The 19,820-nt window shown below is 69.6% G+C and carries 20 protein-coding genes; 7 read left to right on the top strand and 13 right to left on the bottom strand.

Annotated elements, in window-relative coordinates:
* The first annotated feature begins 19 nt into the window (after positions 1 to 19).
* Both M3147_RS13040 and M3147_RS13045 read left to right on the top strand, forming a co-directional pair.
* Positions 20 to 2,134: a hypothetical protein gene (locus tag M3147_RS13040; protein ID WP_251203902.1), complete on the top strand. Its 2,115-nt coding sequence runs from the start codon at positions 20 to 22 to the stop codon at positions 2,132 to 2,134.
* Positions 2,135 to 2,220: 86 nt separating this feature from the next.
* Positions 2,221 to 2,658, top strand: coding sequence for an NUDIX hydrolase (locus M3147_RS13045; protein WP_251203903.1), 438 nt, complete (start codon positions 2,221 to 2,223; stop codon positions 2,656 to 2,658).
* A 108-nt stretch (positions 2,659 to 2,766) separates the two neighbouring features.
* Here M3147_RS13045 and M3147_RS13050 read toward each other — a convergent pair whose 3' ends face one another.
* The 11 genes from M3147_RS13050 to M3147_RS13100 form a co-directional block, all read right to left on the bottom strand.
* Entirely contained in the window at positions 2,767 to 3,015 is a 249-nt protein-coding gene (locus tag M3147_RS13050) for a hypothetical protein (RefSeq protein WP_251203904.1), read from the bottom strand.
* Positions 3,016 to 3,469: 454 nt separating this feature from the next.
* Positions 3,470 to 4,744 (bottom strand): mannose-6-phosphate isomerase, class I, encoded by a 1,275-nt coding sequence (gene manA, locus M3147_RS13055; protein WP_251203905.1) that lies wholly within the window; start codon positions 4,742 to 4,744, stop codon positions 3,470 to 3,472.
* 18 nt (positions 4,745 to 4,762) lie between these two features.
* Positions 4,763 to 6,124: a sulfatase family protein gene (locus M3147_RS13060; RefSeq protein ID WP_251203906.1), complete on the bottom strand. Its 1,362-nt coding sequence runs from the start codon at positions 6,122 to 6,124 to the stop codon at positions 4,763 to 4,765.
* Positions 6,125 to 6,139: 15 nt separating this feature from the next.
* The gene (locus M3147_RS13065; RefSeq protein ID WP_251203907.1) at positions 6,140 to 7,210 is read right to left on the bottom strand and encodes a glycoside hydrolase family 130 protein; all 1,071 of its coding nucleotides are present in this window, start codon (positions 7,208 to 7,210) and stop codon (positions 6,140 to 6,142) included.
* A complete protein-coding gene (locus M3147_RS13070) occupies positions 7,207 to 8,367 on the bottom strand; it encodes a hypothetical protein (RefSeq protein ID WP_251203908.1) in 1,161 nt (386 codons plus the stop codon). Before M3147_RS13070 ends, M3147_RS13065 begins: the two co-directional genes overlap by 4 nt.
* Before the next feature lie 7 nt (positions 8,368 to 8,374).
* Entirely contained in the window at positions 8,375 to 9,130 is a 756-nt protein-coding gene (locus M3147_RS13075) for a carbohydrate ABC transporter permease (protein WP_439954203.1), read from the bottom strand.
* Between the two features lie 125 nt (positions 9,131 to 9,255).
* Positions 9,256 to 10,227, bottom strand: a complete 972-nt coding sequence (locus M3147_RS13080; protein WP_251203909.1) for a carbohydrate ABC transporter permease — start codon at positions 10,225 to 10,227, stop codon at positions 9,256 to 9,258.
* Between the two features lie 2 nt (positions 10,228 to 10,229).
* Complete coding sequence (locus M3147_RS13085; RefSeq protein WP_251203910.1) at positions 10,230 to 11,519, bottom strand: ABC transporter substrate-binding protein; 1,290 nt, start codon at positions 11,517 to 11,519, stop codon at positions 10,230 to 10,232.
* Positions 11,520 to 11,597: 78 nt separating this feature from the next.
* On the bottom strand, positions 11,598 to 12,608 hold the full coding sequence (locus M3147_RS13090; protein WP_251203911.1) for a LacI family DNA-binding transcriptional regulator: 1,011 nt from the start codon (positions 12,606 to 12,608) through the stop codon (positions 11,598 to 11,600).
* A gap of 114 nt (positions 12,609 to 12,722) precedes the next feature.
* Positions 12,723 to 13,640, bottom strand: coding sequence for an ROK family protein (locus M3147_RS13095; protein WP_251203912.1), 918 nt, complete (start codon positions 13,638 to 13,640; stop codon positions 12,723 to 12,725).
* Positions 13,641 to 13,815: 175 nt separating this feature from the next.
* The gene (locus tag M3147_RS13100; protein WP_251203913.1) at positions 13,816 to 14,325 is read right to left on the bottom strand and encodes a DNA helicase; all 510 of its coding nucleotides are present in this window, start codon (positions 14,323 to 14,325) and stop codon (positions 13,816 to 13,818) included.
* 120 nt (positions 14,326 to 14,445) lie between these two features.
* On the opposite strand from M3147_RS13100, the gene M3147_RS13105 reads away from it, so the two are divergent.
* Together M3147_RS13105 and M3147_RS13110 are read left to right on the top strand one after the other, a co-directional pair.
* Positions 14,446 to 14,997, top strand: a complete 552-nt coding sequence (locus M3147_RS13105) for a peptidylprolyl isomerase (RefSeq protein WP_251203914.1) — start codon at positions 14,446 to 14,448, stop codon at positions 14,995 to 14,997.
* Between the two features lie 169 nt (positions 14,998 to 15,166).
* On the top strand, positions 15,167 to 15,877 hold the full coding sequence (locus tag M3147_RS13110) for a rhomboid family intramembrane serine protease (RefSeq protein ID WP_251203915.1): 711 nt from the start codon (positions 15,167 to 15,169) through the stop codon (positions 15,875 to 15,877).
* A gap of 252 nt (positions 15,878 to 16,129) precedes the next feature.
* On the opposite strand, the gene M3147_RS13115 is transcribed toward M3147_RS13110, so the two are convergent.
* The gene (locus tag M3147_RS13115) at positions 16,130 to 16,369 is read right to left on the bottom strand and encodes a cell division protein CrgA (RefSeq protein WP_251203916.1); all 240 of its coding nucleotides are present in this window, start codon (positions 16,367 to 16,369) and stop codon (positions 16,130 to 16,132) included.
* A gap of 93 nt (positions 16,370 to 16,462) precedes the next feature.
* Here M3147_RS13115 and M3147_RS13120 point away from each other — a divergent pair, with 93 nt between their 5' ends.
* Genes M3147_RS13120 through M3147_RS13130 form a run of 3 tightly spaced genes read left to right on the top strand, consistent with a single transcriptional unit; the run spans position 16,463 to position 18,062 of the window.
* A complete protein-coding gene (locus tag M3147_RS13120) occupies positions 16,463 to 17,272 on the top strand; it encodes a class E sortase (RefSeq protein ID WP_251203917.1) in 810 nt (269 codons plus the stop codon).
* Between the two features lies 1 nt (position 17,273).
* On the top strand, positions 17,274 to 17,429 hold the full coding sequence (locus M3147_RS13125) for a hypothetical protein (RefSeq protein ID WP_251203918.1): 156 nt from the start codon (positions 17,274 to 17,276) through the stop codon (positions 17,427 to 17,429).
* On the top strand, positions 17,430 to 18,062 hold the full coding sequence (locus M3147_RS13130) for an anthranilate synthase component II (RefSeq protein ID WP_251203919.1): 633 nt from the start codon (positions 17,430 to 17,432) through the stop codon (positions 18,060 to 18,062). It begins immediately after the preceding gene.
* Positions 18,063 to 18,065: 3 nt separating this feature from the next.
* Here the strand turns inward: M3147_RS13130 and pknB are convergent, their stop codons facing one another.
* Complete coding sequence (gene pknB, locus M3147_RS13135; protein ID WP_308201068.1) at positions 18,066 to 19,760, bottom strand: Stk1 family PASTA domain-containing Ser/Thr kinase; 1,695 nt, start codon at positions 19,758 to 19,760, stop codon at positions 18,066 to 18,068.
* Between the last annotated feature and the right edge of the window lie 60 nt (positions 19,761 to 19,820).

Genomic DNA, 19,820 nt, shown 5'->3' on the forward strand with positions numbered 1-19,820 from the left:
CAGACCGTGAGGAACACGAATGACGATCACCCGCCGACCACGATGGTCCCGACTGCTCGCCGCGCTCACCGGGACGGTGCTCGCGGTGGGCGCGAGCGGCCTGGCCGTCGCGCTGCCCGCGAACGCCGCCCCGCAGGACGGCGTGTACACCGGTGAGAACAGCCACGGCTTCGACTTCTCGATCACGGTGAGCGGGGGAGCGGTCACCGAGGTCGTCACGACGTCGTACGCCGCGTGCGGAGTCCCGCCGATCAGCACGCCGGTGCCCTTCAACGACATCCCGGTCACGCCGATCGCCGCCGACGGCTCCTTCTCGGCGAACTGGACGTACCAGATCGACGCGGACTACTCCGCCGAGTACTGGCTCGGCGGCGTCTTCCACGACGACGGCACGGTCACCAGCTCCGGATCCAACGCCGCCGACATGATCGGCGTGGGGCTCGCCTGCGCGGGCATGCAGTTCAGCTGGGACGCGGCCGCGGCAGGCGTCGCCCCTGAGATCGCGGTCACGCCGAACCCGGCGACGCTCTCGCAGGCGCAGGACCCGTCGGGCGCACTCGCCGTCTCCGGCTCGGGCTTCGTCCCGGGCTCGACCGTCACGCTGACGGTGAACGGTGAGGATGCGGCCGAGCGCACGGCGGACGGCGACGGCGAGGTGGCGGTGCAGCTCGCGTGGCTGAACGCCACGGTCGGCGAGCACGTGCTGCGGCTCGTGAGCGGTTCGCGGTCTGCCGAGACCACGCTCACCATCGTCGAGGACCCGAGCTTCTCGCCGACCGCCGCCGTCGAGCCGTCCACGGTGACGGTCTCCGGCCTCGCGGGCGCCGGCGTCGCGGTGAGCGGCACCGACTTCCCGCCCGCCACCGCCGTCGAGCTCGCCTTCGACGGAGCCGCGGTCACCACCGTGACGAGCGGCGCCGACGGCTCGGTGGCGACGACCCTGATCCGCCCCGGCGTGGCGCCGGGGGCCCACACCGTGAAGCTCACCGCGGGCCAGTGGTCGGCCGAGGCCGCGCTCACCGTCGAGGCCGACCCGGTGCAGTACGACCCGGAGGCGAGCGCCTCGCCGGCGTCGCTCACCGTCGAACAGCTCGGCTCGATGGGCGTCACCCTCGCGGGCACCGACTTCCCGCCGGGCGCGCCCGTGGTCGTCGCCGTCGACGGCGAGACGGTCGCCACGGTGGATGCCTCCGCGAGCGGTGAGCTGTCGCACCGATTCGTCCGAACCGGGGCCGCCGTCGGGTCCCACGCGGTCACGCTCACGAGCGGGCGGTGGAGCGCGAGCACGGCCTTCGTGGTCACCGAGGATCCGATCGGGTACGAGCCCGAGGCCGCCGTCTCGCCCGGTTCCATCACACAGTCGGGGCTCGCCGAGTCGGGCGTCGCCGTCACCGGAACCGGATTCCCCGAGGACGCCGCGGTCGAGCTTCGCTTCGACGGGACGCTCGTCACCACGGTGCGGTCGGATGCCTCGGGGGCGATCTCGACCCGGCTCACCAGGCCCGGCGCGCCGGTCGGCACCTCGACCGTGCTGCTCAGCAGCGGGGAGTGGGAGGCATCGGCGCAGCTCGTCGTCACCGCTGATCCCGCGGTGCCGGCCGAGGTGGTGCTCACGCCGAGCGAGCTGCGCGCCGACGAGCTCGAGGGCGACGGCGTCACCCTCGCGGTCGACGGACTGCCCGCCGGTCTCCCGGTCCGGGTGCTGTTCGACGGCGACGAGGTCGGCGCGTTCACCAGTTCGCCGACGGGCACCGGATCGCTCGGGTTCAGCGTTCCGGACGTGGCACCCGGCGAGTACCTCGTCCAGCTCGTCGAGGGACCCGGCTTCGCCCCGGTGCCTCCCGTGCAGCCCGTCGCGGCACTCCTCGGCCCGCTCGCCGTCGGCGACGTGCTCGGCGAGGCGACACTGACCGTGACCGAAGCCTCCGAGCCCGGCGGCCCCGGAACCCCCGGTCCCGGAACCCCGGGCCCCGGAACCCCCGGCCCCGGCGCGCCCGCGAACCCCGGTGACGGCGCCGGCGAGGGCCTCGCCGAGACGGGCGTGGACGGTGCGGCCCTCGCCGCGCTCGGGGCGCTCGCGGTGGCGCTGCTCGCCATCGGCGGTGCCACGGTCCTCCGTCGTCGCCTGGGTTAGCGAGGCCCCGGCATCCAGACCGCCCCGGCGTCCGCGTGCAGTGCGGGCGCCGGGGTGCCGTATCCGGGTGCGGGTACAGTGACCGAATGGACATCCGCATCGCGGCGTATGGCGTCATCATCGACCAGGGGCGCATGCTGCTCTCGCACTGGAACGAGCACGGCCGGTCGGGGTGGACGCTCCCGGGGGGCGGCATCGAGGGGTCGGAGCATCCGCTCGAGGCGGCGGTGCGCGAGATCCGAGAGGAGACCGGCTACGACGCCGAGATCGAGCGGCTGCTCGGGATCGACACGATGGTGATCCCCGCGGAGCGGCGGAACACGGGATCCGCGCCGTTGTACGCCATGCGCGTGGTCTACCGCGCGCGTGTGGTCGCCGGTGAGCTGCGGAACGAGGTGGGTGGCTCGAGCGACGAGGCACGGTGGGTGCGGCTCGAGGAGATCCCACGGCTGAAGCGCGTGAGCCTGCTGGACATCGGGCTGCGACTCAACAGTGAGGAGCCCGCCGACGGTCGTCGGCGCTGAGTTCAGTCTCGCGAGGAGCTGGAGAGAAGGGAACGGCCCCGTCCGAGCGGACGGGGCCGTTGGATCGGCGCCGGGACGGGCCCGGCGGGACGTACGGCGGTCACCGGGTCACCGCGCGGTGACGCTCAGTGCGATGCGGGCGAACTCGTCGTCGCGGAGCGCCGTGGCGATGCGCTGCGCCTCGCGGTGGTGCGCCACCGCTCGGTGCGTGCGTCGCTCGTCGTGGCGACGGCTCCACTCGATGAGTGCGAGCCCGAGCCGTGCGGCCAATCGCTCGCGGAGCATCCGCGCGCCGGTGCGCACGTCGCTCGCACGGGACTCGGTGGCCCCGAGGGTGGTGATGGTCGTGGGATTCACGAGATGGTTCCTTCGTTTCAGGATGATCGGCGCCGAGGATGCTCGGAGCCGGGGTCGACGCGCATGAGCGCGCCGGGTCTCAGTCGCGACGCACCCGGCTGGGCGCATCGCGGGCCGCACCGGGATCACCCGGGCGGGGAGCCGCAGCGGACGGCGTCCGAGTCAGCGACTCGGTGGTGGGCGGTGCGCACGGATGGCGCGTCACGCCCGTGGGGCTAGAGCCTTCTCGAGCGGCGTGACCGTGGGAACCGGTGGCGCTCAGCTCGGGCTCAGCAGGCGGCGACGGAGGCCGCGAACGCTGCGCCGAGGAAGGAGTGGCCGGCGGGCGACTGGGAAGTCTGCTTCATCATCGGTCATCACTCCTCTCTGAAACTCGGCGGAAACGAACGGTCACGAACCTATCGGTGATCGCGGCGGTGGCGCAAGTGCCTGGGCGAAATCGGGCCCGAAAACGTCAGGGTTCGGTGGGGGTGGGTCTTCTGCCGACGGATGCGATCCAGGCGATCCCGGGTCCGCCCCCGCTCAGCTCGCGTTCATCGGGCGTGACGTACGCGGCGTCGCCGCGGCCGAGCTCGATCGATCCGCTCGCCCCGGTCAGGCGCACCGGATCGCCCTCGGCGAGCACGATCGCCGGGCCGTCGAGCTCGACGCGGGGTGCCCGGTCGTCGAGGGATGCCTCGAGACGGTGGAGCACGAAATCGGGCACACCGGGACGGTAGGTCCGGATGCCGGGAGTTGGGCGCTCGGGCTCGAGACGGGGCGGCGGCATCGGAGTGAAGTCGAGTACCGCGGCGAGTTCGTCGACGTCGACGTGCTTGGGCGTGAGCCCACCTCGCAGCACGTTGTCGCTGGCCGCCATGACCTCGATGCCCACGCCACCGAGGTAGGCATGGATGTTGCCCGCGGCCAGGGAGAGCGACTCGCCTCGGCGCAGGGTGACGCGGTTGAGCAACAGCGAGATCACGAGGCCTGGATCTCCCGGGTACGCCGCCGCAAGGTCGCCGACGGTGGCGAACGATGCCGCGTACGGGGAGGCGGCCGCGACCTCGGACACCGCGAGGTCCGTGACGTGTTCGACGAGACGCTCCACGCAACCGTCGTGGCTGCTGCGACCTTCCCGCAGCAGCCACGCGACCGTCTCGGCGAGCCCACCGGCAGTGAGGCGCTCGGACAGCGACGCGATCGCGCTCGGCGCGGGCTCGGACGATGCGGCATCCGCCTGGACGAGCACGTCGAGGATGCCGGTCACCTCGACCGCTGGGCGGAAGCCCGAGAGTGCCTCGAACCGTTCGCTGACCGCGACGATGAGCTCGGGCTTGTGGAACCGGTCCTTGTAGCTGCGCTCGTACGAGTCCAGCGGGACACCCTCGGCTTGCTCGAGCGCGAAGCCCGCCATGGCCTGCTCGCGCGTCGGATGCGCCTGCAGCGACAGCGGCGCCGCCGCGGCGAGCACCTTCATGAGGAAGGGCAGCCGCGGCCGGCCCTCGTCGGCGTAGTCGCGCACGGTGGCGGCGCCGAGCACCCGCTCGGGGTCCGCGGCGATCCATTCCGCGAGATCGCTCGGACCGGTCGTGCCGGCGTCGACGAGTCTTGCCGGCGAGCCGGGGTGCGCGCCGAGCCAGAGCTCGGCCTCGGGCCGCCCGGTTGCGGGGCGGCCCCGGAACGCTCCGATCGCCCCGTCGGCACCCCAGGCATAGTCACGGGGTGTGTTGTCGATTCGGACGAACATGCTGGTGCCTCCTCGCGCTCACGAGGTTCGGGTCGGGAGATCTGCTTCCAGCTGCCGCATCCGCTCGACCATCTCGCTGCGGACGGAGGCGTACTCGGGGTCGTGCGCGTGGTTGGCGAGCTCCAGCGGGTCTTCGTTGAGATCGAACAACAGCCATGGGGTGGAGTCCAGCTCGACGTACTTCCAGCCTTCGTGCGTGAGGAGTGCACGCCAGGGCCGGTCGACGCTCGCGTGATCACTGGTCGGGACGGGGATCTCGACGAGGACATCGCGAACGGGCGGGTCGGACGACCAGCCCGTGACGAGCGCGCTCAGGTCGAGGCCGTCCATCGGCTCGGGCGGTTCGATTCCCGCGAGCCCGAGGGTCGTCGGGGCGATGTCGGTGTGGGTGACGAGGGTCTCCACTCCGCGGCGGGTCGATCGGCTCGGGCCGCCGATCAGCAGCGGGATCCTGATCGACTCCTCCCAGGGGCTCGTCTTGCGGAACTGGCCGTGCGAGCCGTGCATGTCGCCATGGTCCGACAGGAACACGAGGTAGGTGTCGTGATCGCGGCCGATCCGCGTGAGGCAGTCGCGGATGCGCCCGACGTTCAGGTCGAGCTGGGTGATCGCGCCGTAGTATCCGGCGAGATCGCGGGCGGCACGGTCGCGGATTCGCGGGATCGGCGGGACGTTCCGGCGGTGTTCGATCTGCGCCGGTGCGATGCGCATCGCCTCGGCGGGTGCGACGTAGGGGTCGTGCGGAGGTTGCACCGACAGCACGGCGAAGAACGGCTCGGTCTCCTCGCGGTGCTCGAGCCAATCGATCATGAGGTCGGTCAGCACATCGGTTTCGTAGCCGGGCAGCTCGAATTGCACCGCGCCGTCGCGTTCGCGAATCGGCCTCGCCCCCGCTGGCACATGCTCCGGTGCTGAATGGAGCAGGCAGCTGAACGGCTGGTTGCTGTTCTCGTAGCCCCACCACCAGCGGAAACCGCCGCGGCGATCCGCCGGAACGATGCGTTCGCGCGCTTCCTGCTCGGTGAACTCGGTGCCCGCCAACTCGGGGCGCTTTCCGTCGAGATGCCACTTGCCGATGTAGCAGGTGCTGAAGCCGTGCGCGTTGAACGCGTCGGCGACGGTGCTGACGGACGGATCGAGCGGCCACTGATGGCCGAGCACCCCGGTGGCCTCGGGCCGCCGGCCGGTGAGCAGCGCCGCTCGCGCGGGGGTGCAGAGCGGCGCGGTCGCCGCGGCCCTGGTGAACTCGACGCCCTCAGCGGCCAATCTGTCCAGGTTCGGCGTCGAGCTGTTCGGGTCGCCCGCGTACCCGGTGGCCTGCGCGCGGAGCTGATCGGTGAGCACCCAGATGACACTGGGCGGACGTTCGCGAGTGCGCATCGTTCGACCGCCGTTTCAGCTCGACGTGGCGACGCGTTCGAGGCGCGCCACCCCGATCTTCGCATCCGCCATCCCGTAGAACACGAACGGCGTTCCGTCGATCTCCTCGATCGCGGTGGGGAACACGACGTTCGGCACGGTGCCGGCTCGCTCGTCGTCGGTCTCCGCGGTCATGAGCGGCGTCGACGTACGGCGGAGCACCCGCCACGGCTCGTCGGCGTCGAGGATCATCGCGCCCGCCGCGTAGTTGACGTTCTGCTGCGGCGCGATCGATCGCTCGATGCGCCCGGTGACGCCGTGATGGATGAGCAGCCAGCCCTCCGGCACCCGGTACGGGGCGGGTCCCGATCCGATCTTGAGCGCTTCGAAGTCGAACTCGGGGCCGGCGAGAAAGCGATTGTGCTGCCATCGGGTGAGCGCGCGCACGTCGTGCTGCACGTCCGCGAGGGGGACGAACCCGATCCAGATGCTGGGGCGTTCGTCGGGCAGCCAGCCGGGCAACGGCGGGCGTTCGCCGGGACGGATGTCGCTGAGGTCCCACGCCGGGCGATGCAGGACCGCGAGGCTCACGACGCCGTTCGGGTCGTGCACGGGGGTCGGGAAGAAGACCGTGTCCTTGTTGTGGAACAGGCCCAGGTCGACGTCGAGTCCGTCGTCGAAGTCGAACGTCACGGGCCCGAGCCGCGTCCAGTCGCGGAGATCCTCCGACACGGCGATCGCCGTGTACGGCCCGAGCGGCCCGAACGCCACGTACGTCATGACATGCAGGCGGATCGCCTCGATGCGGGTGACGCGCGGGTCTTCGACGCCCGCGTTCTGAGCGCCGCGCTCCCAGGTCCGCTCGGGACGGAGCACGACGCCCTCGCGTTCGACCGCCACCGGGACGCCGGCCTCGACGACGACCCGGGCGAGGCCGATGCTCGACACGTTGCCCTCGGCGACGAGCCGCGGCAGGAGATAGACCGACCCGTCCGCTGCTGTCCCGCTGCCGGGGTTCAGCACCCCTTCGACCTCGCCGCGGTCGCCGGGCACGGGCGACATCACGACGCCGAGCCTGGTCAGTCGGTACGGAAACGAATCAGTCATGCGGGGTTCCTCCAGGTGGATGCGTCCTCGGCTGCCTCGGACGGCGCGGACGGCTCGGATGGCTCGGACGGCGCGGATGGCTCGGACGGCGCGGATGGCTCGGACGGCTCTTGGGCGGTGCGGTAGAGGTACAGCTCGCGGCTGCCGGTGGGCGCATCCCAGCCCTGGGCGAACGTCCAGGCATCGCGCCAGCGGCGAAGGCCGCCCCAGGCGAGCGAGCCGCCGCGGTGGAGCTCGCGTTGCACGAACGGCTCCGCGAGCTCGTATCGCGCCTGGCCGGCCGCGAAGCCGTCGGAGTGGTCGCGATAGAAGAAGTCGAGCACCACGTTCGCTCCGTCGACGACGGCGCAGGCGACTTCGTGGAGGGCGCCGAGCTCGGAGATGTCGAGGTAGTCGACCGCCTCGAACCGCCAGTTGACCATGTCGGTGGAGCGGCCGAGCGTCAGCTGGTCGCCGCAGCCCTCCGACAGGTACATCACGTACTCGCCATGGATTCGGGCGGCGTTTCCCTGCGCATCGGTCGGGATCACCGCCCCCTTGGCCCACAGCTTCGACACCTCGTGCGGGACGACGAGCCCCAGCTTCTCCCAGTTGACGAGATCGTCGGAGACGGCGAGGTTGATGTCGCACCCCACCTCGCCCGCCGACGCCGGCACGCCGTACGCGGCCGCTTCCTCGGTGCCGGCGAGCGGCCAGATGCCGTTGTAGAAGAGGAAGTACCGGCCCTCGGCCGCGTACACCTTCGGGTCCTCGCAGCCGTACAGCTCGTTGTCCTGGGTCGGATAGACGATGGGGTTCCGCTCGTCGTCGCGCCAGCGCCCGGTGGCCCCGTCGAGCACGGCATGCCCGATGCGGCTCGCGAGCGACTCCTTCCGTGGTGACGCCCGATAGAAGAGGTGAAGGTCGTCGCCGCGCTGGATCAGTGACGGGTTGAAGAGCGAGGAGCTCTCCCAGCCGACGCCGGTGGGATCGGGCCACTGCCGATCGAGTCGGAACGTCTGGGCGTCGTCGCGCGCGAAGGGTCCGATCGCCCAGTCCGAGTCCTCCGGGTATGCGGCGGAGAAGTCGTCGGTGGAGATGACGTCCGTCAACGCGTTCGTGTGCTGGAGCGCGGAGCGGAACGAGCGGTCGAGCGCTTCGCGTGAGAGTTTCTGCATGGGAGGGTTAGCCCTTCACTCCGGAACCGATGTCGGTCGAGATGAAATACCGCTGGAACACGATGAACAGCACGACCACGGGAGCCGCGAGGACGACGGCGCCGGCCAGCGTGGCGCCGAACGGGTTCGCCGTGGAGGCCGCGACATTGCTGATGTAGTTCGCGAGTGACACCGCGAGTGGCTGCATGCCCGCCTCCTTCGTGACGAGGAACGGCCAGAGATACGAGTTCCATGGCCCGATGAACGTGAGCAGGACGACCGTGACGAGGGCCGGACGGACCAGCGGGACGGCGATCCGCCACAGGAGACCGATCTCGCCCGCGCCGTCGATGCGGGCGGCGTCGAACAGTTCACCAGGGATCTGCAGGAAGTACTGCCGGAAGATGATGACGGCCGTGGCGTTGATCGCGAACGGGAGGATCATGCCGAGATACGTGTCGCCCAGACCGTAGCTCCGGGTGATGAGGACGTAGAGCGGGATCAGAAGCAGCTGGAACGGCACGATCTGGATGAGCAGCGTCAGCGCGAAGGTGGCGCCGCGTCCCGTCCATCGCATGATCGCGAGCGCATACCCGGCGAGCATGCCGAACACCACCGTGCAGAGGAGCACGCCGCCGGTGAAGATGCCGGAGTTGACGAGGCCGCTCCACAGGTCGATGCGCGAGTCGATGGCGGCGTAGTTTCCCAACGTCAGATTCGTCGGATCGGGAAACGCCCCGGCGATCGAGGTGTCGGGCTCGGCCTGCAACGACCCGATCAGCATGTAGTAGAAGGGGAACAGGAACGCGATGGCCCCCAGGGCGAGCACGCTGCCGCGAACGACGGCCTGCGTCCGGGTCAATGAGACCGCGGTCGTCGAACGGCGCCTGCGTGGGACGGTGCGAGACACTATCTCTCCTTTCCGCCGGCGAAGCGGTACTGCAGGAAGGCGATGAGGAGGACGGCGATCACGAGCACGATGCCGATCGCGGAGGCGTACCCGGGGTGGCCCTGCTCGATGCCCTCCTGGTACATCACGAGTACGGGGGAGGCTGAGGCGCCGTTCGGGCCGCCCCCACTGGTGAGGAGATACGGCTCGGTGAACAGGTTCGCCCCGGTGATCGTCGAGAGCAGCAGCACCAGGACCGTCGCCGGGCGTACGCCGGGAACCGTGACGGTGAAGAACGACCGGACCTTGCCCGCGCCATCCATCGCCGCCGCTTCGTAGAGATCCTTCGGCACGTTCTGCAGCGCGGCGAGGTACAGCAGGATGTAGAAGCCCAGTTCCTTCCAGGTGACGAAGAAGGCGATCGTGGGCATCGCGAGCGAGGCGTTCGAGAGCCACGACGGTTCCGGGGCGAGCGGACCGAGAATCTGGTTCACGAGACCGTTGCCGCTGAACAGGAACAACCACACCCCGACGACGGCGACGCTCGCCGTGACGTACGGGACGTAGTAGCTCACCCGGAGGAACGTGCGGAAACGGACGACGGAGTTCAACGCCGCGGCGAGGACGAGCGAGAGCACGACGGTCAGCGGAACGTTGATGAGGACGAAGATCGCGATGTTCCCGAGGGATTGGAGCACCTTCGGGTCGGTGAAGACCCGGACGTAGTTGTCGAAGCCGACGAAGGGCTGATCGACCACCACCCCCGGGGCGGTGAAGAAGTAGTCGTGGAAGGAGATGTAGATCGCGAACCCGAGCGGGTACGCGAAGATCGCGGCGATGAACACGAGGAACGGTGCGCTGAACAGCCAGCCGAGGGGATGCGGACCGAGCACCTTCCGCAAGCGTCGCCGCCGCGTGCCGTGAGCGTCCGGCTGGGCGGGCCGCCGGGTCGCCCCGGCGGCCGCCGCAGCGTGGATCGAACTGCTCGACATGATTACTTCCTGGTCCACTCCGCCGTGAGGTCGTCGGCGGCCTGCGAGAGCTCGGCCTGGAGGTCGCCCTCGCCGCTGATCACTGCCTTCGTGTAGAAGTCTCGGAGCGTCTGGAGCGTCGCGATCGTGTTGGGACCCGTCGGGTCGTCCACGGTGCGCTCCGACTGGCTCGCGAATGCGACGTACGCCGGGTGCTCCTCGAAGTAGGACGCGTACTCCGTCGAGAGCCCTGCCCGGATGGGCATCTGACCGGTCGCCTCGAGCAGCTTGCCGTCCTGCTCGACGCTCGTCGCGAACTTCAGGAAGTCCCACGCCGTTCCCTGGTTCTTGCACGAGGTGTACATGCCGACGCTCTTCGCGTCGGGGAAGGTGTACGTCTGTTCCGGCGCCGTGCCGTCCTTCGTGGGAACGGGGACCGAGCCCCAGTTCACCTTGCCCTCGTACACCGGGATCGCCCACGGTCCGACGATCGCCATCGCCGACTGCCCGTTCGCGAAGGAGTCCGCCTGCGCGGGCTCCTTCCCGGCGAGATCCTCCGCGTAGATCGTCCGCCAGAACTCGGCGACATCGAGGCCGGCCTGGCTGTCGATCGTGGCGACCTCGTCCTCGATGATGGAGGTGCCCGTCTCCGCCGCGTAGAGCGGCAGGAAGTCGAAGTTCGGTTGGAAGAACTCGCTCGTCGGCGACGGGTAGATCGCGTAGGGCGCGACCCCGCTGCTCACGATGGCTCGTGCGCTGTCGAGGAACTCGTCGTACGTCGAGAGGTTCGGGTTCTCGGGGTCGAGGCCGGCCTTCGCGAACAGGTCCTTGTTGTAGAAGATCATGACGGGGTTGGACTTCCACGGCAGCTGGTAGAAGTCACCGTCCGCGGATCGGTACTGATCCGCGGATGCCGCGCCGCTCCGGGCCTCGATGTACGAGTCTCCGTCGGGGAACGACGAGAGGTCGACCAGCCCGCCCTGCTTCTGGAACTGGCCGGTCGCGGCAGGGAGGTTGTTGAAGACGAGGCACGGGGTGGTTCCGGCGACGATCGCCGCGCCGATCACCTCGACGCCGCTCTTGCCGGCCGGAATCTCCTGGCCCTTCACCTGCTCGTCGGGGTGCTCCGCATTCCAGGCGTCGACCGTCGCTTGTCCCCACTGGACTTCCTGAGCGTTGTTCGAATACCAGATCGTGATGGGGCCCCGAGCTTCCTCGCTCGCAGCGCCGGTGTCGCCACTCGAGCAAGCGGTGAGGGCGAGACTCGCGATGCCGATCGCGGAGATGCCGATCGCGAAATGCTTCTTCTTCATGTGTTCTCCTCCTTTGGAGAGTTTTCGGGCGCGTTCGTACGGGGGATGCGGCTCGATGGGGAGTTTCGGGCGACGCGGTTAGGCGGGCGCGCCCGTCGAGCCGCGAATGATGAGGTCCGCGCCCGGGAGCGCGGCGTCGGCGGCCTCGCCCTGCTCGATCAGCTCGAGCAGCACGGCCGCGGCCTGGCGGCCCCACCCGGCCGGGTCGTTGTTGAGGGTGGTCAGGGACGGATAGGTGTACCGGCCGATGTCGGATCCGTCCATGCCGGCGACCGAGAGGTCTGCCGGGAGGTTCAGGCCGCGCTCGTGGGCGACCGCGATTCCGGCGATCGCCATCGGGTCGTTCGCATAGACGATCGCCGTCGGGCGGTGATCCCCGTCGAGCAGTTCGACGGTGGCTTGGGCTCCCCGCTCGGGCGAGAAGTCGGCTTCCGCGATCAGCGCCTCGAGGCCCAGCGCGCGGCAGTGCGTGAGGAAATGATCCCGCCGCCTGGATGCGTGCTGCATCTGCAGGTCTCCCGTGACGTGGGCGATACGGCGGTGGCCGAGCTCGGCAAGATGCGCGAGCAGGGACTCGACGCCTCGTGCGTAGTCGCGGCTCACCACGGGGAACGGGATGTTCTCGGCGGGATCGCCGAGGATGACCGCGGGCGTGTCCAACTCGCGGAGGAGTGCGACGCGGTGATCGTCGGTCAGGAAGTCGGTGAGCAGGAACCCATCGACTCGACGGTCCTTGCTCAGGCGGCGGTAGGTCTCAGCCTCCGTGTCCGCATCGGTGACCACGCTGAGTACGAGAACCCGGTTGTCCTGTGACAGGGCTTCCTCGACGCCGGCGATGAAGGAGGCGAAGAACGGGTCGACCTCGACGGTGTGGCGCTCCCGGTGGACGACGAGCCCGAGCGCGAACGCCCGACCGGCCGACAATCCCCGGGCCGCGGGGTTCGGCCGCCAGTCCATGTCCTCGGCGATCCGTTGGATCCGCGTACGCGTCTCCGCGCTCACGCCCGGGCGGTCGTTGAGCGCGAGCGACACCAGTCCCTTGCTGACGCCGGCCCGACGTGCAACGTCGGCGATCGTGGCTCGTGCCATCTCGGACCCTCGGATCTAAATCGGTTCAAATGGTTGTGGACGATAGTAGAACCGGTTTAGAGAGTTTGTAAAGCCCGAGGTGATCGGCTGGCGCTCGCGGAGTCCGACCGGACCTCAGCGCAGCGATCTCAACGCGAGCGCGGCGGCACCGATCAGGGGGCCCTGCACGGCGATCTCGGACTTGACGATCCGGGTCCCGCGAAGATGCGGCAACGGGACGACGGCGCGGAACGCCTCGGCCACGTCGTCCACATAGTGCGGCGTGACCTTCGAGAAGCCGCCGGCGATCACCACGACATCGAGGTCCAGGAGAGCGGCAGCCGACGCGATGGCCGAACCGACGACTCGGGCCGACCTCGTCACGGCTTCCACGGCTGCGGTGTCGCCGTTCGCATACGCCGCGGCGAGTTCCTCGCCCGTCGTGCCCGACCATCCCAGCTCCCGTGCGAATGCGACGGTGCCCGGGCCCGAGGCCAGTTCCTCGAGCATCCTCACCTGCCCCGAGCGCTCGGTGACGAGCATTTGACCGATGTGCCCCGCATTGCCGGTCCCGCCGGCGACGACGTCGCCATCGACCACGAGGCCTCCGCCGATGCCCGTCGAGATGACCATCGCGAGCGAGCTCTTCGCCTCACGGGTGGCACCCACCCACGACTCAGCCAGGGCGATGCACTGTCCGTCGAGTGCCAGTCGGACGGGTGCCAGGGCGATCGCTCGGAGCAGCCCGACCACGTCGAGCCCGTTCGCCGCCGGCATGTTCACGGGGTGGATCGTGCCCGTCGCCACATCGAGCGGACCGGCGGACCCGACGCCGACGGCGGCGACGACGACGCCTGGGGGAGCGGCGTCCAATGCCCGCGTCGCCACGTCACGGATGGCGTGCGGCAGCGTGGTCGTGTCGCTCGTTCGCCCAGTCGGGCGCCGGTACACCTCGCCACGGACCCTGGCGAAGCCGTCGACGAGCGCGGCTTCCACTTTGGTGCCGCCGATATCGACGGCGAGCACAACTTGTTCGGCGACCGGTGTCGTCATGATCGAACCTCACGAGTAGCAGTCTTCGGTGATTTGAACCGGTTTATGCTACACAGTTCGACGAGACTGCACCTGCCTGGGGCGGAATCGGCGCGGATCGTGCCGAGAAACGCCGATGGCCCCGCCGGTTCGGCGGGGCCATCGTGCGGTTGCGCGTCGGAACGGACGCGGGGAATCAGGATGCCGCGGGGCCCTCGGGCTCGTCGTCGGCGACCCACAGCTCGTCGTCGGCGCGGAACGTCTGCCAGACGGCGTACGCGACCCCCGCCGCGACCACCACGCCGGCGCCGATCGCGAGGATCGTGCCGACGCCGGGGCCCTTCTTCTGCTCGACGAGTGCGGCACGCGGGGTGACGCGCTCGAGGGCACGGCGCACGCGGGTGTCGTTGGCGATGTCGCCGACCGAGAGCACCGAGCCGAGGAAGCCCCCGAGGGTGCGCTCGGCGGTGTCGCCGGCGCGCCTGGCGGCGACCCGCGCGGTGTCGAGTCCCGGACGGACATACGTCTGGTAGCCGTCTCTCACCCGCGGAACGACCTCTTCGCGCGTCAGGTTGCCGAGCTGGCGGCTGGCCTCACGGGCGACGGAATTCGCGTGCTCGAGCACGGCCTGCTGGTTCCCCCACAGTTCTTCCGCACTCCCCCGCAGCCGCTTGAGTTCCTTCCGGCGCTTGCGTGACAGGCTCATGTCGACCTCCATCGTTGTGCAGCGAACTCCTCCATCTTGCCACCGAACCGCCTGGAAACGAGGTGGGAGTCGTCGGGGGTTGCCACCGGATGCCGCTTCGTGCATGAGAGAATGGCCGACATGGCTGCTCTCCCCACCGCTGTTGCGACGATCACGACGAACCACGGCCCGATCGAGGTCGAGCTCTACGGCAACCACGCGCCGAAGACGGTGCGCAACTTCATCGGTCTCGCGACCGGGGAGCAGGAGTGGACGCACCCGGGTTCCGGTGAGAAGCAGACCGGCGTGCCCCTGTACGACGGCGTCGTGTTCCACCGCATCATCCCGGGCTTCATGATCCAGGGCGGCGACCCGCTCGGCCAGGGCATCGGCGGCCCCGGCTACCAGTTCGACGACGAGATCAACCCCGAGCTCGACTTCACCGAGCCCTACGTCCTCGCCATGGCCAACGCCGGCCCCGACCGCATCACGGGTGGCGGCACCAACGGCTCGCAGTTCTTCATCACGGTCGGCCCGACCACCTGGCTGCAGGGCAAGCACACCATCTTCGGCAAGGTGACCGACGCCGCCAGCCAGGCCGTGGTCGACAAGCTCGCCGCGGTCCCGACCGACGGTCGCGACAAGCCGCTCGACGACGTGGTGATCGAGTCGATCTCCGTCGAGCAGCGCTGACCCGCACGAGACGCTCGAGCATCGGGTGAGCGACGGCGCGCCGTCCCGCGAGGACTTCTGCTATCGGCATCCCGATCGGCGGAGCTACGTACTGTGCCAGCGCTGCGGCCGCACCGTCTGCGGTGAGTGCCAGACGCCCGCGCCCGTCGGAGTGATCTGCCCGGAGTGCATGCGTGAGCAGCGCGCGCAGGCGCCGCGCACGAAGCCGGCCGCCTTCACGCGCATCCGCAGCGCCGCCGGTCGCGGTGCTCCGGTGGTCACGTACTCGATCATCGGGGTGACGCTCGTCGTCTACCTGCTGCAGTTCCTCACCGGATCGCTGCTGACGAACCTGTTCGCGTTCACGCCGCAGGCGTTCGTGCTCTCGATCGAGCCGTGGCGGGCGATCACCAGCCTGCTGCTGCACGGCTCGATCCTGCACGTGCTGCTGAACATGTACACGCTGTGGCTGTTCGGACAGCTGCTGGAGTCGATGCTCGGCCGGTGGCGGTTCCTCGCGCTCTACCTGATCGCCGGCCTCGCGGGCTCCATCGGCGTGGTGGTGCTCGCCGACCCGTTCACCTGGGTGCTCGGCGCCTCCGGTGCGATCTTCGGCCTGATGGGCGCGTTCGTCGTGATCCAGCGCCGGCTCGGCGGCAATCTGACGCAGCTCTACGTGCTGTTGGCGATCAACCTGGCGATCGGGTTCCTGCCCGGAGCCAACATCTCGTGGCAGGCGCACCTCGGCGGGCTCGTCGGCGGTGCGCTCGTCGGGCTGATCTACCTCGAGACGCGCGACCGCTCCCGCCGCGGCCTGCAGATCGGCTTGCTGATCGGGCTCGTCGTCGCGCTCTTCGTGCTCGGCTTCCTCGTGGCGCGATGGAAGATCGGCGCGTTCTGAGTTATCCACACCCTCTCCACAGCCTGGGGAGAATTACAGAGGTGTGATTCAGCGGATGCCGCTCCAGAGGCCCGGAATCACGGGAATCGGGCGTGCTGAACGGTTATCCCCAGATTCCACAGGCTGCTGTGGAGAACAGGCGGAACACTGTGGAGAGCTGTGGAAAGCAGTTCGATCGCGTGGCGGAGACGTGAAACGGGGGCGAGTGCCGAAGCACTCGCCCCCGTTGCGGTCGGAGCCGGTCGGCCGACGTCAGCGCCAGCGGGTGGTCATGAGGAAGCCGATGAAGGCGATGCCGAAGCCGATGAGGATGTTCCACGGCCCGAGGTCGGCGATCGGCCATGCGCCGCCGGAGACGTAGAAGACGATGATCCAGGCCAGTCCGAGCAGCATGAAGCCGAACATCACGGGCTTGAACCAGACGGGGTTCGGGGCCTCTTCGCTGCTCGGCTGCTCCGCATTCGCGGGCCTTGAGGATTTCGCACGTGCCATGCCCGAGATTCTAACCGAGCTCGGGCGCTGCGCCCATCCCGCGCCGGGGAGGACTCGGTTCCGACACAGGACCGCAGCAGTAGACTCACGGATATGACCGCGCCCGCATCGGTTGATGGTGGGCGACGCGCCGCGCGTCGCTCTGCGAAGCCGCGCCCGCGTGTGAGCGTCGTCGGCGTGTTCGGCGAGCTGCTCGTGACGGCCGGCGTGGTGATCCTGCTCTTCCTCGGCTGGCAGCTGTGGTGGAACGACGCGATCATGGCGGGTCAGCAGTCGCAGGCCGCGTCCAATCAGTCGCTGAAGTGGATCGAGGACGAGCGCGCCGCCCGCGGGGACGCTCCGCCGCCGGACCCCGCCGACTACGGCGACCCGGTCGTCGACACCACGGAGTACGGCAACGCCGATCCGTTCGCCATCATGTACGTGCCGCGGTTCAACAGCCCGGGCACCGTGGACTCGGTGCGCACCGTGGCGGAGGGCTACGGCCTCGACGTGCTGAACAGTTTCGAGCTCGGCGTCGGGCACTACCCCGAGACGCAGATGCCCGGCGAGGTCGGTAACTTCGCGATCGCCGCGCACCGCAGCGCCTACGGCGGCGGCATGCACGAGATCGAGCAGCTGCAGCTCGGCGACGGCATCTTCATCCAGACGAAGGACGGCTGGTACACCTACCGCTTCCGCGACTTCGAATACGTCACGCCCGACGCCGTCGAGGTGCTCGCTCCGGTGCCGCATCGCCCCGAGCTGCAGCCGAGCGAGCGCCTGATCACGCTGACGACCTGCAACCCGCTGTACTCCACGGCCGAACGGCTGATCGCGTACGGCGTGCTCGAGTCCTGGCAGCCGCTGTCCGCCGGCCCCCCGGCCGAGATCGCGGCCGACGTCGCACGATGGGAGCAGTGACGTGTACGGAGCCCTCTGGCGCATTCTGCCCGGCCCCTGGTGGCTGCGGCTGCTGATCCTGCTCGTGCTCGCCGCCGCCGCGGTCTACGCCCTCTTCACCTGGGTGTTCCCCTGGGTCGACCTCATCCTGAACCCGATCAACGTCACGGTGGAGTAAATGTTCCGCGTCCTCGTCATCGACAACTACGACAGCTTCGTCTACACCCTGAACGGCTACCTCCAGGAGCTCGGTGCCGAGACCGAGGTCGTCCGCAACGACGACATCGCCGTCGCCGACGTGCCCGCGCGGCTCGCGGAGTTCGACGCGGTGCTCGTCTCGCCCGGCCCGGGCAAGCCGGCCGACGCCGGCATCTCCATCCCCGTCGTCCACGCCGCACTCGCGAGCGGTCAGCCGCTGCTCGGGGTGTGCCTCGGCCACCAGGCGATCGCCGAGGCCTTCGGCGGCGTCGTCACGAACGCCGAAGAACTCATGCACGGCAAGACCTCGAACGTCCGTCACGACGACGGAGCCTTCTACGACGGGGTCCCGCAGCCATTCACCGCCACGCGGTACCACTCGCTCGCCGTCGTGGACGGCACGCTCCCGCCCGAGCTCGTCGTCACGAGCCGCACCGAGGGCGGCGTGATCATGGGGCTGCGTCACGAGCGCGCGCCGATCTACGGAGTGCAGTTCCATCCGGAGTCGGTGCTCACCGTGGGCGGCTACCGCATGCTCGGCAACTGGCTGGCGGCCGCCGGGCTGCCCGAGGCGCGCGAGCGCGCCACCGGGTTGAACCCGCTGCTCAAGTAGCGCTCAGCCCGCGCAGTAGGTCAGCTGCACCTCGGAGCCCTGCGGCACGTCTCCCGGTGCGAGCGACTGCTGGATGACCGGCGAGCCGGGCTCCGACGGGCAATCCGAGTCGGGCACGGGCACGGGCACGAGCTGCAGACTCTGCGACTGCAGCATCGAGCTGGCCGCCTCCAGCGATTGGCCGGTGAGGTCGGTGAGCGTCACCTTGCCGCTGGAGACGGTGAGCTTCACCGTGGCACCGGCCTCGACCTTGGTCTTCGCCGCGGGGTCGGTCGAGAGCACGGTGTTCTCGGCCACGGTGGGCGAATTGTCCCGGGTCTCGCTGCCGGGCACGAGCCCGGCATCGGTGAGCGCCTGTTTCGCCTGGTCCAGCGTCATGTTGGTGACGTCGGGCACTTCGACGGCCTCCCGGCCGGTCGAGACGTAGACGGTGACGACGGTGCCGTTGGCGACGGTCTCGCCGGACGGCGGGTCGGTGTTGATCACCTTGCCGGCCTCGACGCTCGGGTCGGTCTGGTCGATCCGGGTCGCGGGGAGCTTCAGGTCCTTCAGCGTGGCGGCGGCCTCTTCGTAGGTCTGGCCGCTGAGGTCTGGGATGCGGGCGACGTCGCTGGGCAGCTCCGAGTTCGGCTGCAGGTTCAGCGCCCAGTACATGACCGCGATGACGATGACGATGATGGCGACGATGCCGGACCAGATCCAGACCGCCGGTGGGCGCCGCTGGGTGCGGGCCATCGTCTCGTCCTCGGTGAGCTGGCGGAGGGCGAGCTCCGAGCTCGAGAGCGAGCCGGTGGGGGCATCGAAGAGCATCGCCGTGCTGTCGGGCTCGCGATGCACCGGCACCCGGCCCGAAGCGGCGGTCTCGACGTCGGCGCGGAACTCCGCCGCGGTCTGGTAGCGCTCGTCGCGGTTCTTCGCGAGCGCGTGCATCACGACGGCGTCGAGCGCCGGCGAGACCTTGGGGTTGATGACGCTCGGCTTGACCGGGCGTTCGCTGACGTGCTGGTAGGCCACGGCCACGGGGGTGTCGCCGCGGAACGGCGGTCGACCCGTGAGCATCTCGAACAGCACCACGCCCATCGAGTACAGGTCGGTGCGGGCGTCGACGACCTCGCCCTTCGCCTGTTCGGGCGAGAAGTACGAGGCCGTGCCGAGAATCGCCGTCGTCTGCGCGACCGTCGTCGACGAGTCGGAGACCGCGCGGGCGATGCCGAAGTCCATGACCTTCACCTGACCGGTGGTGGTGATCATGATGTTGCCGGGCTTGATGTCGCGGTGCACCACCCCGGCCCGGTGCGAGTACTCCAACGCGGTGAGCACGCCCTCCGCGACGCGGACCGCGGCCTGCGGTTCGAGCGGTCCGTCGTTGATGACGTCCTTCAGCAGGCGACCCTCGACGTACTCCATGACGATGAAGGGGAGCTGCACCTCGTGGCCCGACGCGTCGACCACGGTCTCCTCGCCGGCGTCGAAGACGCGGACGATCGTGGGGTGGGCCATCCGCGCCGCCGACTGCGCCTCCTGCCGGAACCGCATCCGGAACGCCGGGTCGGTCGCGAGCTGCGGCTTCAGCAGCTTGATGGCGACCTGGCGGCCGAGCCTGGAGTCGGTGCCGACGTGCACGTCCGCCATGCCGCCGCGCCCGATGAGCGCGCCCACGCGGTAGCGACCCGCGAGAATGCGTCCTTCATCGTTCACGTCGTGCAGTTCCTTTCCTCGGCGCGAAGATGCTCGCGCGCGGTGGAGCGGCGGGGGTCC

The sequence above is a fragment of the Agromyces mediolanus genome, assembly GCF_023715325.1.
Classification (GTDB): domain Bacteria; phylum Actinomycetota; class Actinomycetes; order Actinomycetales; family Microbacteriaceae; genus Agromyces; species Agromyces mediolanus_A.